Source organism: Actinomadura rayongensis, assembly GCF_009831215.1.
GTDB classification, from domain to species: domain Bacteria; phylum Actinomycetota; class Actinomycetes; order Streptosporangiales; family Streptosporangiaceae; genus Spirillospora; species Spirillospora rayongensis.
The window spans coordinates 468,102-481,495 of the sequence record NZ_WUTW01000001.1 but is presented as its reverse complement, the minus strand read 5'-3'; the positions used below and the strand labels follow the sequence as shown (position 1 = coordinate 481,495).

Sequence of the window (13,394 nt, the reverse complement as noted above, 5' to 3'; positions counted from 1 at the left end):
AGCCCCCGGCCGCGACCGGGGGCTTTCACCAGGGAATTCAGCGGCGCGACCGTCGCCACGCGAAAAGGACGGTGACCGTCACGGCGAGCCCGACCGCGCCGACCAGCACCCGCCGGTCGACGGCGGGCACGCCGCCCTCGCCCGGGGTGACCAGCGTCTTCACCGTGCGCGTGACGAGCCCGGCCTCCTCCTTCAGGCGCTCGGCGCCGCGCTGCGCGACGTGGCGCGGGTTGACCCGGTCCGCCAGGACGTCGATCGTCCGCGCCAGTTCCGCCCGGGCGCGTTCGATCTCCTTTTCCAGCGCCTCCGGGTCGCGGGACCTGTCAGCCATTCGGTGTTCCTCACTCGTTCCAGCCTGCGCGACGCATGATCGGTCCAGTGTTGCAGGTCCACGGCGGCGGCGCCCGCTCCGCCCCAGCCGGTACGGTGGACTCCCGAAGCACGACGTGAAAGGCGGACCAGGTGACCGACCGACTTCAGCCCGGCGATCCCGCCCCCGAATTCGAGCTGCCGGACGCCGACGGCGTCCCGGTCTCGCTCGCCTCGCTGCGCGGGAAGCGGGTCGTGCTGTACTTCTACCCGGCGGCGATGACGCCGGGCTGCACCAAGGAGTCGGTGGACTTCCAGAGCGCCCTCGGGGACCTGGAGGCGGCGGGCGTGACGGTCGTCGGCGTCTCCCCCGACGCGCCCGCCAAGCTGGCGAAGTTCCGCGCCAAGGAGGGCCTGACGTTCCCGCTGCTGTCCGACCCGGACGCGAAGGTGCTCCAGGCGTACGGCGCGTACGGCGAGAAGAAGCTCTACGGCCGGGCCGTCGTCGGCGTGATCCGCTCGACGTTCCTCATCGACGCCGACGGCGTGATCGAGAAGCCGTACTACAACGTGAAGGCGACGGGTCACGTCGAGCGCCTGCGCCGCGACCTGGAGATCTGAGGCGGGCGACCGCGCGGGCGTGGCGAAATGGCATACGCGGCAGGTTTAGGTCCTGTTGATGGAGACATCGTGGGGGTTCGAGTCCCCCCGCCCGCACTTTCCGGCGGCGGCCCGCCGCCGTTCGCCGAACTGACCAGTATCTGAAAAACCGGGGGTCGCGACGCGACGCGGACCCGCCTAGGGTGAGCGGATCCGAGCCGCCGACCGACCGCCTGGCAGGCCATTGGTGACCGACGCCCCGAGACCCTTCGCCCACCGGCTGCTGCCCTACGAGGGCGCGGACGGGCTGCTCGCCGGCGCCGTCCCGTTCCTGCGCGCGGGCCTGGCCGACGGCGACCGCGTCCTCGCCGTGACCTCGCTCGCGACGCGTGTCCTGCTGGGCGACGAGCTGGACACCGGCGCCGTCGAGTTCCTGGACCCGGCCGAGTGGTACGCGCACCCCGCGCGCACCCTCGCCGCCGCGCTCGCCGACGCCGACGTCGCGGCCCAGCGCGGCGGACGGCTCCGGCTGCTCACCGAGCCCACGTGGACGCGCCGGAGCGCCGCCGAGGTCCGCGAGTGGCAGCGCACCGAGGCGATCGTCAACGCGGCGTTCCACCGGACGGGCGCGGCGATCATGTGCCCGTACCCGGTGCGCAGCACGCCCGCCGGGGTCATCGCCGACGCGCGCCGGACGCACCCCGAGACCGTCAGGGGCGACCGGGTCGTCGCCAACCCGGGCTACGTCGAGCCGCACGTCTACAACGCGGCGTGCGACCGCGATCCGCTCCCCCCGCCGCCCGCGTCCGCGGAGACCCTGCGGATCGCGCGGCCCGACCTGTACTGGATCCGCGCGTACGTCGCCGACTGGGCGCGGCAGACGGCGCGGCTCCCCGAGGAGCCGTTGCAGCGGCTCCTCGTCGCGATCACCGAGATCATGACCAACGCGCAGGCGCACGGCGCCCCGCCGATCACCCTTCGCATGTGGACGGCGCCGGACGCGTTCGTCTGCGAGGTCGCCGACGGCGGCCGGTGGCCCGAACGGTCCTGGTACGGGTTCGTCCCGCCGCCCCCGGGCGTGCCCGGACGGCTCGGCCTGTGGGCCGTCCGGCTGCTGTGCTCGCGGGTGGACATCCGCACGGGTGAGGGCGGGACGACGGTGCGCCTGGCGGTCGACACTCCCGGCGTCCGCGCGGACGCTCTGTGAGGGGTTCCATGCATTGGGCTTCCGGAAACGGCTCGGCGGCGTACGCTGAACCCACCCGCACACACCGCGATGGGCAGGGCATGGGGACCTGGTACGACACCAGATACGTGGACGACGTCCGGCCGGGCGACCACGCCTGGCTGCCGTATTCGGGCGCCGAGGAGCGCGACCATGTGGTCGCGCCGTTCGTCGCCGGTGCCCTCGCCACCAACGAGAAGATCGTCTACGTCACCGACGCGCCCGCGGCGCGGCTGCCCGGGATGTCCGCGTTCGACCCGGCGGCGTTCGCCGCGACGGGCCAGCTCCGCGTCCTGACCCGCGCCGAGTCCTGCCTGGACGCGGCGGGCGGCTTCGACCCCGACCGGCTCGGCCGCACGATCGACCGCGAGGTGGCGCGCGGCTTCGAGGCGGGGTTCCGGGCCGTCCGGTTCACGACGGACTTCACCTGGCTCCTCGCCGCCGGCGCCGACCTGACGGGCCTGCTCGGCTGCGAGGACCGGCTCGCGCACGCGGTGTCGCCGAGCACGGTCGCGATGGCGGTGTGCCAGATCGACCGGCGCCGCTGCCCGCCCGACCGGCTCGTCGAACTGGGCGCCACGCACGAGGTGCGGGTGGAGGGCAATCCGCTGTTCGACGACGGCACGCTCCGCATCGCGCGCAGTTTCGCGCCGCGCGGCCTGCGGATCGAGGGCGAGCTGGACCGCGCCCGGCACGCGGTGTTCGCCGAGCACCTCGGCCGTCTGCTGGCCGGCCGGCGCGGCGTCCATCTGGACTGCGGCGGCCTCGGCTTCCTGGACCTCGGCGGCCTGAACCTCCTCGTGCGGCACGCGCTGGCGCTGCCGCGCGGCGAGGCACTGATCCTGGACGACCTCCCGGCGAACGTGGAGAACGTGATCGACATGGTGGGCTGGAACCGGTTGCCCGGCCTCGTCCCCGGACGGGCGCGCGGCGCACGGGACGGGGGCGCGACCGCATGGGCCTGACGCACCGGGCGCTGCTGTACGACGGGCGGAGCGACTTCCTCGCCGCGACCGGGGCGTTCCTGCGCCAGGCGGTCGAGGTGGGCGGCGCGGCGGTCGCCGTCGTCCGGCCCGACAACCTCGGCCCGCTCCGCGAGGAGCTGGCGGACCACCGCGACGAGATCGAGTTCTACGACTCGGCCGAGTTCTACCGCCACCCGGTGCGGACGCTGAAGGCGTACCTGGAGCTGGTCGACCGGGTGTCGCCGCTGCGCGTCCACGCGGTGGCCGAGCCGGTGTGGGACGGCCACGACGCGCGGCAGCGCCTGGAGTGGCAGCGCTACGAGTCGCTGATCAACGTGGTGTTCGCGGGGTCGGGCGCGTCGTCGCTGTGCCCCTACGACCGGTCGACGCTGCCCGGCGACGTCCTGGACCAGGTGCGGCTGACGCATCCGGTGGTGGTGGACGGCGCGGACGAGCGCCCGAGCGACGCCTACCTCGACCCGGCGTCCTACAGCGCCGCGCAGGACCTCGGGCGCCGCCACGACCGTCCGGCGGACGCGGAGTACCTGCCGATCGAGGCCGACGACCTCCAGCCGCTGCGGTTGTTCGTCGCGACGCGCGCGAACGCGCACGAGCTGACGCCGGCGGCGGCGCAGAACCTCGTGACGGCCGCCAACGAGGTCGCGGCCAACGCGCTCGCGCACGGGACGCCGCCGATGGGAGCGTGGGTGTGGACGAGCGGCGACGAGATCGTCTGCGAGATCGGCGACCACGGGCACTGGCGGCCCCCGCCGCTGACCGGGTTCGTCCCGCCGAGGTCGGCGCTGGACACGGGGTTCGGGTTGTGGTCGGTGCGGTTGCTCGTCGATCTGGTCGAGCTGCGCGGCGGGTGGGGCGGGACGTTCGTCCGGCTCCGGGTCCGCCGCTGAGCGTGGCGCGAGGCGGCGGGCCGGTGCGGCGGTGGTGACGATGGAAGCCTTCTGGTCGGTACGGCGTCCGGTCAGTGCGCTGCACGCGGGCGACCACGCGTGGCTGGCGTGCTCGGGCGCCGAGGAGCACGAGCACGTGGTCGGCGCGTTCGTCCGGGACGGGCTGCTGGCGCGCGAGAAGGTCGTCTATGTCGCGGCCGAGCCCGAGCCGCGGATCCCGGGCGTGGTGGGGACGCCGTCGCCGGAGCTGCTGACCGTCCTGCACGCGGGGCACACCGGGCCGCGCAAGGCGCTGGACGCGGTGACCGCCGAGGTGGAGGCGGCCGAGTGCGCCGGGTTCGCCGGGGTGCGGGTCACGCTGGACCTGACGTGCGCGGCCCGCGATCCGGAGCTGACGCGGGAGCTGATGGCGTGCGACGCCGCGCTGGACCACCTGGTGCGGCCGAGCGCGGCGCTCAGCGTGCTGTGCCGGGTGGACCGGCGGCGCGTCCCGCCCGACGCGGTGGACCTGCTGCGGGCGGCGCACTCGGTCCACGCCGCGCCCGACCCGGACTTCGAGGACACGGTGCTGCGGATCGTCCGGACGTTCGATCCGCGCGGGCTGGAGCTGAGCGGCGAGCTGGACGCGTCGCGGCACACGGTGCTGGACCAGGCGCTCGCGACGGTGCTGGCGCACGGCGACGACGGGCCGGTCCACCTGGATCTGGCGGAGCTGCGGTTCATCGACCTCGGCGCGCTGAACATGCTGGCCGAGGTGGCGTCGCGGCGCGCGGGCCGGGCGCCGCTCGTGCTGGACCGGATGCCGTCGCAGCTCCACGAGGTGATCGCGACGGTCGGCTGGAACATGCTGCCGGGCCTGGAGGTCGGCCGCGCCGCCGTCCTCGACCCCGTCCCGCGTCCCTAACTGATCGCGGCGGGGATGATCTCGGCGAGCTTGCGGAAGGCGACGCCGCGGTGGCTGATGGCGTCCTTCTCGTCGGGGGACAGCTCGGACGTGGTGCGGTCGTCGCCGTCCGGGACGAACACCGGGTCGTACCCGAACCCGCCGGTGCCGCGCGGCGCGTCGATGATCCGCCCGTACATGCGGCCCTCCACCACGTGCTCGGCGCCGCCGGGGACGACGAGCGCCGCCGCGCAGACGAAGTAGGCGCCCCGGCGGGGCTCCGCGACGTCGGCGAGCTGGTCGAGCAGCAAGTTGAGGTTGGCGCGGTCCTTGTCGGGGGCCGCGTCGCCGAACCGTCCGGACCAGCGCGCCGACAGGATGCCCGGCATGCCGTTGAGGGCGTCCACGCAGAGGCCGGAGTCGTCGGCGACGGAGGGGAGCCCGGTGTGCGCGGCGATGGCGCGGGCCTTGAGCAGCGCGTTCCCCTCGAACGTCGGCTCGGTCTCGGGGACCTCGGGCGCGTCCGGGCCGAGCCCGGCGACCTCGATGCCGGACAGGATGCGCCGCAGCTCGGTGACCTTGCCCTGGTTGCGGGTCGCGAGGACGAGCGCGGTCATCGGGCCAGCGCCTCCTTCTGGAGCTGGGTCAGCTCGGCGCAGCCGGCGGCGGCGAGGTCGAGCAGCGCGTCCAGCTCGGCGCGGTCGAAGGGGGCGCCCTCGGCCGTCCCCTGGACCTCCACGAAGCGGCCGTCGCCGGTGCAGACGACGTTCATGTCCGTCTCGGCGTGCGAGTCCTCCAGGTAGCAGAGGTCCAGGCGCGGTTCGCCGTCCACGATGCCGACGCTGACCGCCGACACCGACGTGCGGAACGGGTCGGCCCGGACGACTCCGCGGTCGCGCAGCCACGTCACCGCGTCGGCCAGCGCGATGTACGCGCCGGTGATCGCGGCGGTGCGGGTGCCGCCGTCGGCCTGGAGCACGTCGCAGTCGATCTGGACGGTGTTCTCGCCGAGCTTCTTCGGGTCGACGCACGCCCGCAGGGACCGGCCGATGAGCCGGGAGATCTCGTGCGTCCGGCCGCCGATCTTCCCGCGCACCGACTCGCGGTCGTTGCGGGTGTTGGTGGCGCGCGGCAGCATCGCGTACTCGGCGGTGACCCAGCCGAGCCCGCTGTCGCGCCGCCAGCGCGGCACCGACTCCTGCACGGACGCGGCGCACAGCACCCGCGTGCCGCCGAACTCGATGAGCACCGATCCCTCGGCGTGGTCGAGCCAGCCGCGCTGGATGGCGACGGGCCGGAGCTGGTCGGACGCGCGGTCGTCAGGACGTGGCATGGCGACCACCCTAACGGCCCGCGCGCCCCGCGCCGTCACCCGGCTACAGCTCGTAGACGGCCCCGACCGACGCCAGTTCGATCTCCCCGGCGTAGTCGCTCTCCTTGGCCTCGGCGAGCGTGCAGTTGTCGTCGTTCCACGGGACGAGGTGCGTCAGGACGAGCTTGCCCACCCCTGCACGGGCGGCGTAGTCGCCGGCCTCGCGCGCGGTGAGGTGCAGGTCCTCGGGGAGGTTCTCCTGTTCCAGGAACGACGCCTCGCACAGGAACAGGTCGGCGTCGCGGGCGTGCTCCACGAGCATTTCCGTCCGGCCGGTGTCGCCCGAGTAGGCGAGCACCTTTCCGGCGTGCTCGATGCGGAACGCGTACGCCTCCACCGGATGCGGCGTGAGCCGGGTCGTGATGGCGAACGGCCCGACCTCGAAACGGCGTTCCAGCGTGTGGAAATCGAAGGTCTCCGTCATTCCCGGATCGGGATCCAGGTCGTAGGCCTTCGCCATCCGCAGCGCCGTGCCCGCCGGACCCCACACCGGGATCTTCGGGACCGGGCCGTCGGGACAGTACGTCCGCGCCACCCAGTAGCCGCACAGATCCAGACAATGGTCGGCGTGCAGATGGGAAATGCACACCGCGTCGATGTCGTACAGCGGCTGGAACCGCTGGAGCGTCCCGAGCGCGCCGTTGCCCATGTCCAGGACGAGGCTGAAGCCCTCGGCCTGGACGAGATAACTCGACGCGGGGCTCTCCGGCCCCGGAAAGCTGCCCGAGCAGCCGATCACAGTGACCCGCACGCTCACGTCCTCCTGTCGCTGTCCCCGTGGAATCAGGTCGTCAAGGCCTTGCTCACGGTGGACTCCACCGCGCCGATCTCCGGGCCGAGGAACCGGCGGCCGAGCGCGGCGAAAATGGCGGGATCACCGGTGGTACGGAACCGGTGGACAGGCGGAACCGGCGACTCCCCGCGGTCCAGTCCCCTGTCGTGCAGCACCCGGTAAACGTCCTTGGCGGTCTCATCGGCACTTGAGACCAGTGTGACCCCGTCCCCGACGACATACGAGATGACGCCGGTGAGCAAGGGGTAATGCGTGCAGCCGAGAATCAGGGTGTCGCATTCGGCGTCCAGGATCGGACGCAGATACGCGCGGGCCGCGTCGAGCAGTTCGTCGCCCGCCGCGATCCCCCTCTCCACGAACTCCACGAAGCGCGGGCAGGCCGCACTGGTCAGCGTGATCTGGGGTGCGGCGGCGAACGCGTCCTCGTAGGCGCGGCTGTTCACGGTCGCCCGGGTGGCGATCAGCCCGACCCGGCCGTTGGCGGTGGCGCGGGCCGCGCGCCGGGCCGCCGGATGGATCACTTCGACGACCGGGACGGAGTAGCGTTCCCGGGCGTCGCGCAGCATCGCCGCGCTCGCGCTGTTGCAGGCGATCACCAGCATTTTGACGCCCTCGGCGACGAGCCGGTCGAGCATCTCCAGAGCGAACGCGCGGACCTCCGCGATCGGGCGGGGTCCGTACGGCTGACGCGCCGTGTCACCGAGATAATGGATCGGCTCGTTCGGAAGCTGGTCCAATATCGCGCGGGCGACGGTGAGCCCGCCGAATCCGCTGTCGAAGATCCCGATCGGCGCGTCTGACATGGTGCCCAAGGCTAAGCGACGCGACGGCCGGGGGGCGCGTCATGCGTCCGACATCACACGGTCACATGGGAGAAACCGTTCTGACGGGTGACCCGTCGGCGACGCTGCGTCCGTATCGCGCGCGTGGACCGGTTCAACGGCCGAGACGCGCGATCTGCCTGCTCTGCGCGACGAGGCGTCCGGCGGAGTCCCAGATCTCGGTCTCCTCGTCGAACCAGCCGTCGGCGACGAGCCGTCCGCCGCTGTGGACCTGGAGCGTTCCGGGCGCGGGCAGCGCGCGCAGGTACCAGGTCAGCTCGACGGTCGGGCACCAGCCGTTGGCGCCCGCGTTGAACGCGACGGGCGGCAGCGCGTCCACGGCGAACGCGAGGACGAACGGGTCGGGCTCGTGCGGGTCGCGCAGCCGGAACCAGGCGCGCATCTCGGGCCGTCCGCTCGGGGCGCCGCTGAGCCAGCCCATCGCGGCGGGGTCGAACCGCAGGTCGACGCAGGACGCGAAGCCCTTCAGCTCGTCGCCGGGGCCGTCGGCGAAGTCCAGGCACGCGTCCGGCGGCGGCAGCTCCGGGACGGGCCGCGCCCCGCTGAACGTCGGCTCGGCGGCGGCGTCGAGCGTCGCGGTGGTGATCAGCGCCTCGGTGACGGGCCGGTCCTCCTGCACGAGCGTGACCCGAGCGGTGGTCGTGGTCGCCCCCGTCTTGCGAACATCGACATCCACCTCAGCAGGCCCCGCCTGCACCGTCCGCAAAAAAGTGGCCGCAGTCGACACGGGATGCGCGTGCTCCGACGCGTCCACGGCCGCCCGCCCGAGCACGGCCATGACGTACCCGCCGTTGAGCGCCTTGGCGAACCCGAAGTCCCCGTCGAGGTCGACCGCGTAGCGCCCGTCGCCGACGCGCCGCAGCTCCGTCGCGTCCCCGAACCTGCTCATGCCCGATCCACCCCGTACCGCTTCTAGAACGACGTTCTGGTCGAACTCTACCGGCCCGCCCCCGCCCACACCCCCCATGTGACACAACCCACCCCGGACCACGACCACCCAAAAGCGACAGCCCACCCCAGCGCGGGCACACACCCGCCCGCCGCGCGACACCCGCCCCAGCGCACGCGCGCCCCGCCCACCGCGCGGCGCCCGCCGCAGCGCGGGCGCGCGCCACGCGAAGGCGGGCGGAGAGCGAGAAAGCGACGGCCGCGCCGGGCGTCCGCGTTGGCGGGCGACCGGCGCGGCCGTCGCGTCGAACTAAGCCCAGAGCTGGCCCTCCAGGCGCGCCTCCGCCTCTTCCAGCGTTCCGCCGTAGGCGCCCGTGGACAGGTACTTCCAGCCCCCGTCCGCCACGACGAACACGATGTCGGCGCGCTCCCCGGCGGCCACGGCCTTGCGCGCCATCCCGAGCGCGGCGTGCAGCGCCCCGCCCGTGGAGATGCCCGCGAAGATCCCCTCCTGTTCGAGGAGTTCGCGGGTGCGGCGCAGCGCGTCCTTGGACCCGACGGAGAAGCGGGTCGTCAGCACCGAGTCGTCGTACAGCTCGGGGATGAACCCCTCGTCGATGTTGCGCAGCCCGTAGACGAGTTCCCCGTACCGGGGCTCCGCCGCGACGATCTTCACGTCGGGCACCTGCTCGCGCAGGTAGCGTCCGACGCCCATGAGCGTCCCGGTGGTGCCGAGCCCGGCGACGAAGTGCGTCACCGTCGGGAGGTCGGCGAGGATCTCCGGCCCGGTCGTCTCGTAGTGGGCGAGCGCGTTGGCCTCGTTGCCGTACTGGTACAGCATCACCCACGACGGGTTCTCGGCGGCGAGGCGCTTCGCCACCCGGACGGCCTCATTGGACCCGCCCGCCGCGGGCGAGGAGATGATCTCCGCCCCCCACATCTCCAGGAGCTGGCGGCGTTCGGCCGAGGTGTTCTCCGGCATGACGCACACCATCCGGTAGCCGCGCAGCTTCGCGACCATCGCCAGCGAGATGCCGGTGTTGCCGGACGTGGGTTCGAGGATGGTGCATCCGGGGGTCAGCAGCCCGTCCTTCTCCGCCTTCTCGATCATGTAGAAGGCGGGACGGTCCTTCACCGACCCGGTGGGGTTGCGGTCCTCCAGCTTGGCCCAGAGCCGCACGTCGCCGCCCGGCGACAGGCGGGGCAGCCCGACGAGCGGGGTGCGGCCGAGGGAGTCGAGCAGTGAGTCGAAGCGCATGGCACGGAATCGCTTGGCTCAGCCGCCGGCGACGGCCGGGAGGATGGTGACGCTGTCGCCGTCGGAGACCTCGGCGGTCAGCCCGCCGAGGAACCGGACGTCCTCGTCGTTCAGGTAGACGTTGACGAACTTGCGCAGGCCCTTGTCGTCCACCAGCCGGTCGCGCAGGCCCGGGTGCCGGGCGTCCAGGTCGCCGAACAGCTCGTCCAGGGTGCCGCCCTTGCCTTCGACGGCCTTCTGGCCGTCGGTGAGGTTGCGCAGGATCGTCGGGATCCGAACCTCGATCGCCATCGCGAAGCTCTCCTTCAAGTCGCAGGTGTACCCCGCCCAGTGGACAACGGGGCGGGGCGCGCGGGAAATTCCGGGGTCGAAAGCTCAGCCGAGGCGGCGCGCGGCGTCGACTCGGCGCGACCGGCGACAGTCGTAGACGAGCTGGCCGCGCGAGTGCGCGAACAGGAAGCTCTGCACGGGCGCGGCCATGCCCGCCGCGTGCCCGCTCATCACCATGTCGGCCATTTTACCGATTCGCCGGAGCGCTTCCCGGCTCCACGATGACGACCTCTTCCTCCACGACCTCGGCGCCGACGCGGCCGTTCCCGTCGTAGTCCCCGCCGACGATGCGGTACGACCGGAACTCCACCTCGTTCTCGTCCCGCGTGGAGACGAGGACGTAGTGGGCGTCGGGCGCGTAGGACGAGTACGACACGTCGGTGCGCGACGGGTACGCCTCGGTGGCGGTGTGCGAGTGGTAGACGATGACGATCTCCTCGTCCCGGTCGTCCACCTCGCGGTCCAGCTTCAGCAGCTCCGTCGCGTCGAACTTGTAGAAGGTCGGCGACCGCTCGGCGTTCGTCATCGGGACGAACCGGACGGGCCGGTCCTCCCCGGCCGGTCCGGTGACCACCCCGCACGCCTCGTCGGGGTGGTCAGCGCGCGCATGCGCGACGATCTGGTCTACCAGGGCGCGTTCGATCGTCAGCATGGTCCGAAGCGTACCTGTGGCGTGTCGCGGTCAGCCGAGCGCGTCGACCAGTTCCTCCAGCATCATCGTGAGCAGCTCGTACGCGGCGAACAGCGGGGTGCGGGGGTCGTCGGGGGTGAGCTTGCCGGCCTGCCGGTACCAGTCCTCGTCGATGTCGAGCCGGGTGCCGAGGACGAGCCGGACGTCGTTCAGCGCCCGCAGCCACGCCTCGGCGCGGTCGCCGTCCAGGGCGAGGGCGAGCAGGGGGCCGTCGGCGTGCTCCTGCGCCTCGTCCAGGGTTTCGAGGATCGTGCGCGCGGCCTCCCGCTTGCCTTCGCGCAGCCCGAGCTCGGTGTAGCGGCGGAACTCCCCGGACGCCTCGTCGTCGCCGGAATAACCGTCGGGGAACAACCGCAGCAGCACCGGATCGGACGGCGTCTTCGCGGACGACGCGATGCCGAACGCGGTGAGGTCGTCCTCGGCCGGGGCGTCGCCGAGCAGTTCGAGCATCTGCTCCATGAGCAGCCGCAACAGATGCGCCTCCTGCGGTTCCAGCCGCAGGACCACGCCCTCAGTCATCACGTTTCACCGTCGCCCACAGCCCGTAGGAGTGCAGCACCTCGACGTGGCGCTCCATCTCCTCGCGGCTCCCGTTGGCGACGACCGCGCGTCCCTTGTGGTGGACGTCCAGCATCAGCTTCTCGGCCTTGGGCTTGCTGTAACCGAACACCTTCTGGAACACGTACGTGACGTACGTCATCGTGTTGATGGGGTCGTTCCAGACGATGGTGATCCAGGGACGGTCCGAACGCAGGTCCTCCCCGATGTCCGGACGTTCCAGTTCGACCGGTGCGGGTGCGCTGGTCATGACCGCTGTGTCGCCTTCCTCGTTGCCGTGCGGGTGGGCGCCGTCCTTCCCGATGCTATGCGTCCTATCCCCGCCGCTGCGGGCGACCTGGACGCCTCCGCGAAAGTCGCTGCCCGTAATGTTCGTTGCGTGGAGACGAGCACCGCCCTGCTGACCGACCAGTACGAGCTGACGATGCTGCAGGCCGCGCTGCGCGCCGGGACGGCCGAACGCCGCGCCGTGTTCGAGGTGTTCGCGCGCAGCCTTCCGGCGGGCCGTCGGTACGGGGTGGTGGCGGGCACGGGACGGCTCCTGGACGCCATCGCGGACTTCCGTTTCGGCACCGACGAGCTGGATTTCCTGACCGGTAACGGCATCGTGGACGAGCCCACTGCGAAGTGGCTGTCGTCGTACCGCTTCACGGGGGACGTCTACGGATACCCCGAGGGTGAGTGCTACTTCCCCAACTCCCCCATCCTGTCGGTGGAGGGCACGTTCGCCGAAGCGGTCCTACTGGAGACCGTCGTTCTGTCGATCCTGAACTACGACAGCGCGATCGCGTCCGCCGCGTCGCGCATGGCCGTGGCGGCGGGGGACCGTCCGCTCATCGAGATGGGTTCGCGGCGCACGCACGAGCGCGCGGCCGTGTCCGCCGCCCGTGCCGCGCACATCGCGGGGTTCGCGACGACGTCCAATCTCGCGGCGGGCCGGGCGTACGGCGTCCCGACGGGCGGGACGGCCGCGCACGCGTTCACGATGCTGCACGACAGCGAGCGCCACGCGTTCGAGGCGCAGTTGGCCTCGCTGGGCGACGGGACGACGCTGCTGGTCGACACCTACGACGTGGAGCGCGCGGTGAAGACGGCCGTGGAGCTGGCGGGTCCCGCGCTCGGGGCCGTCCGCATCGACAGCGGCGACCTGGCCGACCTGGCGCGCCGCGTCCGCGCGCAGCTCGACGCGCTCGGCGCCCGCGCGACGCGCATCATCGTCACCGGCGACCTGGACGAGCACGGCATCGCCGCCCTCGCCGCCGCGCCCGTCGACGGCTACGGCGTCGGGACGTCCCTGGTCACGGGCTCGGGGGCGCCGACGGCGTCGCTCGTCTACAAGCTGGTGGCCCGCGCGGACCGGCCGGGAGAGGACGCGCCGCTGCGCCCGGTCGCCAAGCGCTCCACGGGCAAGCCGACGATCGGCGGGCGCAAGCGGGCGCTGCGGCGGCTGGACGTCCACGGCGTCGCGTGCGCGGAGGTCGTGACGGTCGGCGAGCCGGCGCCGGGCGTCCGGGACCGGCTGCTCCAGGTGCCGCTGGTCCGGGGCGGCGAGATCGTCGGCCGGGAGCCGCTGACCGCCGCCCGCGACCGGCACCGCGCGGTGGTGGCGGAGCTGCCGCCGCAGGCCCGGCAGTTGTCGCGCGGAGAGCCCGCGCTGCCGACGGAGATCGTCGCGGACGGTCCGCAGGGCGGATGACCGACAGCCCGCAGGGGGCGCGGCCGACGGCCGCAGGGCGCGTAGCGGCCCGCCCGCCGGGGGACATACTTCGCGA

At 72.8% G+C, this 13,394-nt stretch carries 18 protein-coding genes and 1 tRNA gene; 7 read left to right on the top strand and 12 right to left on the bottom strand.

Going from position 1 to position 13,394, the window contains the following annotated elements; translation table 11 throughout:
* Positions 1-37 precede the first annotated feature (37 nt).
* Positions 38-331, bottom strand: coding sequence for a DUF3618 domain-containing protein (locus tag GQ466_RS02350; RefSeq protein ID WP_161101097.1), 294 nt, complete (start codon positions 329-331; stop codon positions 38-40).
* Between the two features lie 131 nt (positions 332-462).
* Between GQ466_RS02350 and bcp the strand changes: the two genes are divergently transcribed.
* From bcp to GQ466_RS02320, 6 genes are all read left to right on the top strand, one after another.
* Positions 463-930, top strand: a complete 468-nt coding sequence (bcp, locus tag GQ466_RS02345; protein WP_161101096.1) for a thioredoxin-dependent thiol peroxidase — start codon at positions 463-465, stop codon at positions 928-930.
* A gap of 13 nt (positions 931-943) precedes the next feature.
* Positions 944-1,026 (top strand) — tRNA-Leu (locus GQ466_RS02340).
* A gap of 130 nt (positions 1,027-1,156) precedes the next feature.
* Complete coding sequence (locus GQ466_RS02335) at positions 1,157-2,116, top strand: anti-sigma factor RsbA family regulatory protein (RefSeq protein WP_161101095.1); 960 nt, start codon at positions 1,157-1,159, stop codon at positions 2,114-2,116.
* An 80-nt stretch (positions 2,117-2,196) separates the two neighbouring features.
* Positions 2,197-3,099, top strand: a complete 903-nt coding sequence (locus GQ466_RS02330; RefSeq protein WP_161101094.1) for an MEDS domain-containing protein — start codon at positions 2,197-2,199, stop codon at positions 3,097-3,099.
* Entirely contained in the window at positions 3,090-4,007 is a 918-nt protein-coding gene (locus GQ466_RS02325) for a sensor histidine kinase (RefSeq protein ID WP_161101093.1), read from the top strand. Before GQ466_RS02330 ends, GQ466_RS02325 begins: the two co-directional genes overlap by 10 nt.
* A gap of 40 nt (positions 4,008-4,047) precedes the next feature.
* A complete protein-coding gene (locus GQ466_RS02320; RefSeq protein WP_202419933.1) occupies positions 4,048-4,911 on the top strand; it encodes an STAS domain-containing protein in 864 nt (287 codons plus the stop codon).
* Here GQ466_RS02320 and rdgB read toward each other — a convergent pair.
* From rdgB to clpS, 11 genes are all read right to left on the bottom strand, one after another.
* Complete coding sequence (gene rdgB / locus GQ466_RS02315; protein ID WP_161101091.1) at positions 4,908-5,507, bottom strand: RdgB/HAM1 family non-canonical purine NTP pyrophosphatase; 600 nt, start codon at positions 5,505-5,507, stop codon at positions 4,908-4,910. The genes GQ466_RS02320 and rdgB overlap by 4 nt on opposite strands.
* Positions 5,504-6,223 (bottom strand): ribonuclease PH, encoded by a 720-nt coding sequence (gene rph / locus GQ466_RS02310; protein WP_161101090.1) that lies wholly within the window; start codon positions 6,221-6,223, stop codon positions 5,504-5,506. The genes rdgB and rph overlap by 4 nt, the downstream gene beginning before the upstream one ends.
* A 43-nt stretch (positions 6,224-6,266) precedes the next feature.
* Positions 6,267-7,013, bottom strand: a complete 747-nt coding sequence (locus tag GQ466_RS02305) for an MBL fold metallo-hydrolase (RefSeq protein WP_161101089.1) — start codon at positions 7,011-7,013, stop codon at positions 6,267-6,269.
* A 32-nt stretch (positions 7,014-7,045) separates the two neighbouring features.
* On the bottom strand, positions 7,046-7,858 hold the full coding sequence (gene murI, locus GQ466_RS02300) for a glutamate racemase (RefSeq protein WP_161101088.1): 813 nt from the start codon (positions 7,856-7,858) through the stop codon (positions 7,046-7,048).
* Positions 7,859-7,991: 133 nt separating this feature from the next.
* A complete protein-coding gene (locus GQ466_RS02295) occupies positions 7,992-8,786 on the bottom strand; it encodes a thioesterase family protein (RefSeq protein ID WP_161101087.1) in 795 nt (264 codons plus the stop codon).
* Between the two features lie 309 nt (positions 8,787-9,095).
* Positions 9,096-10,043, bottom strand: a complete 948-nt coding sequence (locus GQ466_RS02290) for a PLP-dependent cysteine synthase family protein (RefSeq protein WP_161101086.1) — start codon at positions 10,041-10,043, stop codon at positions 9,096-9,098.
* Between the two features lie 18 nt (positions 10,044-10,061).
* A complete protein-coding gene (locus GQ466_RS02285; protein WP_161101085.1) occupies positions 10,062-10,334 on the bottom strand; it encodes a MoaD/ThiS family protein in 273 nt (90 codons plus the stop codon).
* 84 nt (positions 10,335-10,418) lie between these two features.
* A complete protein-coding gene (locus GQ466_RS32165; protein ID WP_272917918.1) occupies positions 10,419-10,550 on the bottom strand; it encodes a hypothetical protein in 132 nt (43 codons plus the stop codon).
* A 10-nt stretch (positions 10,551-10,560) separates the two neighbouring features.
* Positions 10,561-11,025: a M67 family metallopeptidase gene (locus tag GQ466_RS02280; RefSeq protein ID WP_161101084.1), complete on the bottom strand. Its 465-nt coding sequence runs from the start codon at positions 11,023-11,025 to the stop codon at positions 10,561-10,563.
* A gap of 30 nt (positions 11,026-11,055) precedes the next feature.
* Positions 11,056-11,583 (bottom strand): DUF2017 domain-containing protein, encoded by a 528-nt coding sequence (locus GQ466_RS02275; RefSeq protein ID WP_161101083.1) that lies wholly within the window; start codon positions 11,581-11,583, stop codon positions 11,056-11,058.
* Positions 11,576-11,872 (bottom strand): ATP-dependent Clp protease adapter ClpS, encoded by a 297-nt coding sequence (clpS, locus tag GQ466_RS02270; protein WP_161101082.1) that lies wholly within the window; start codon positions 11,870-11,872, stop codon positions 11,576-11,578. The genes GQ466_RS02275 and clpS overlap by 8 nt, the downstream gene beginning before the upstream one ends.
* Positions 11,873-12,001: 129 nt before the next feature.
* Between clpS and GQ466_RS02265 the strand changes: the two genes are divergently transcribed.
* Positions 12,002-13,318, top strand: coding sequence for a nicotinate phosphoribosyltransferase (locus GQ466_RS02265; protein ID WP_337193284.1), 1,317 nt, complete (start codon positions 12,002-12,004; stop codon positions 13,316-13,318).
* The last annotated feature ends 76 nt before the right edge of the window (positions 13,319-13,394 follow it).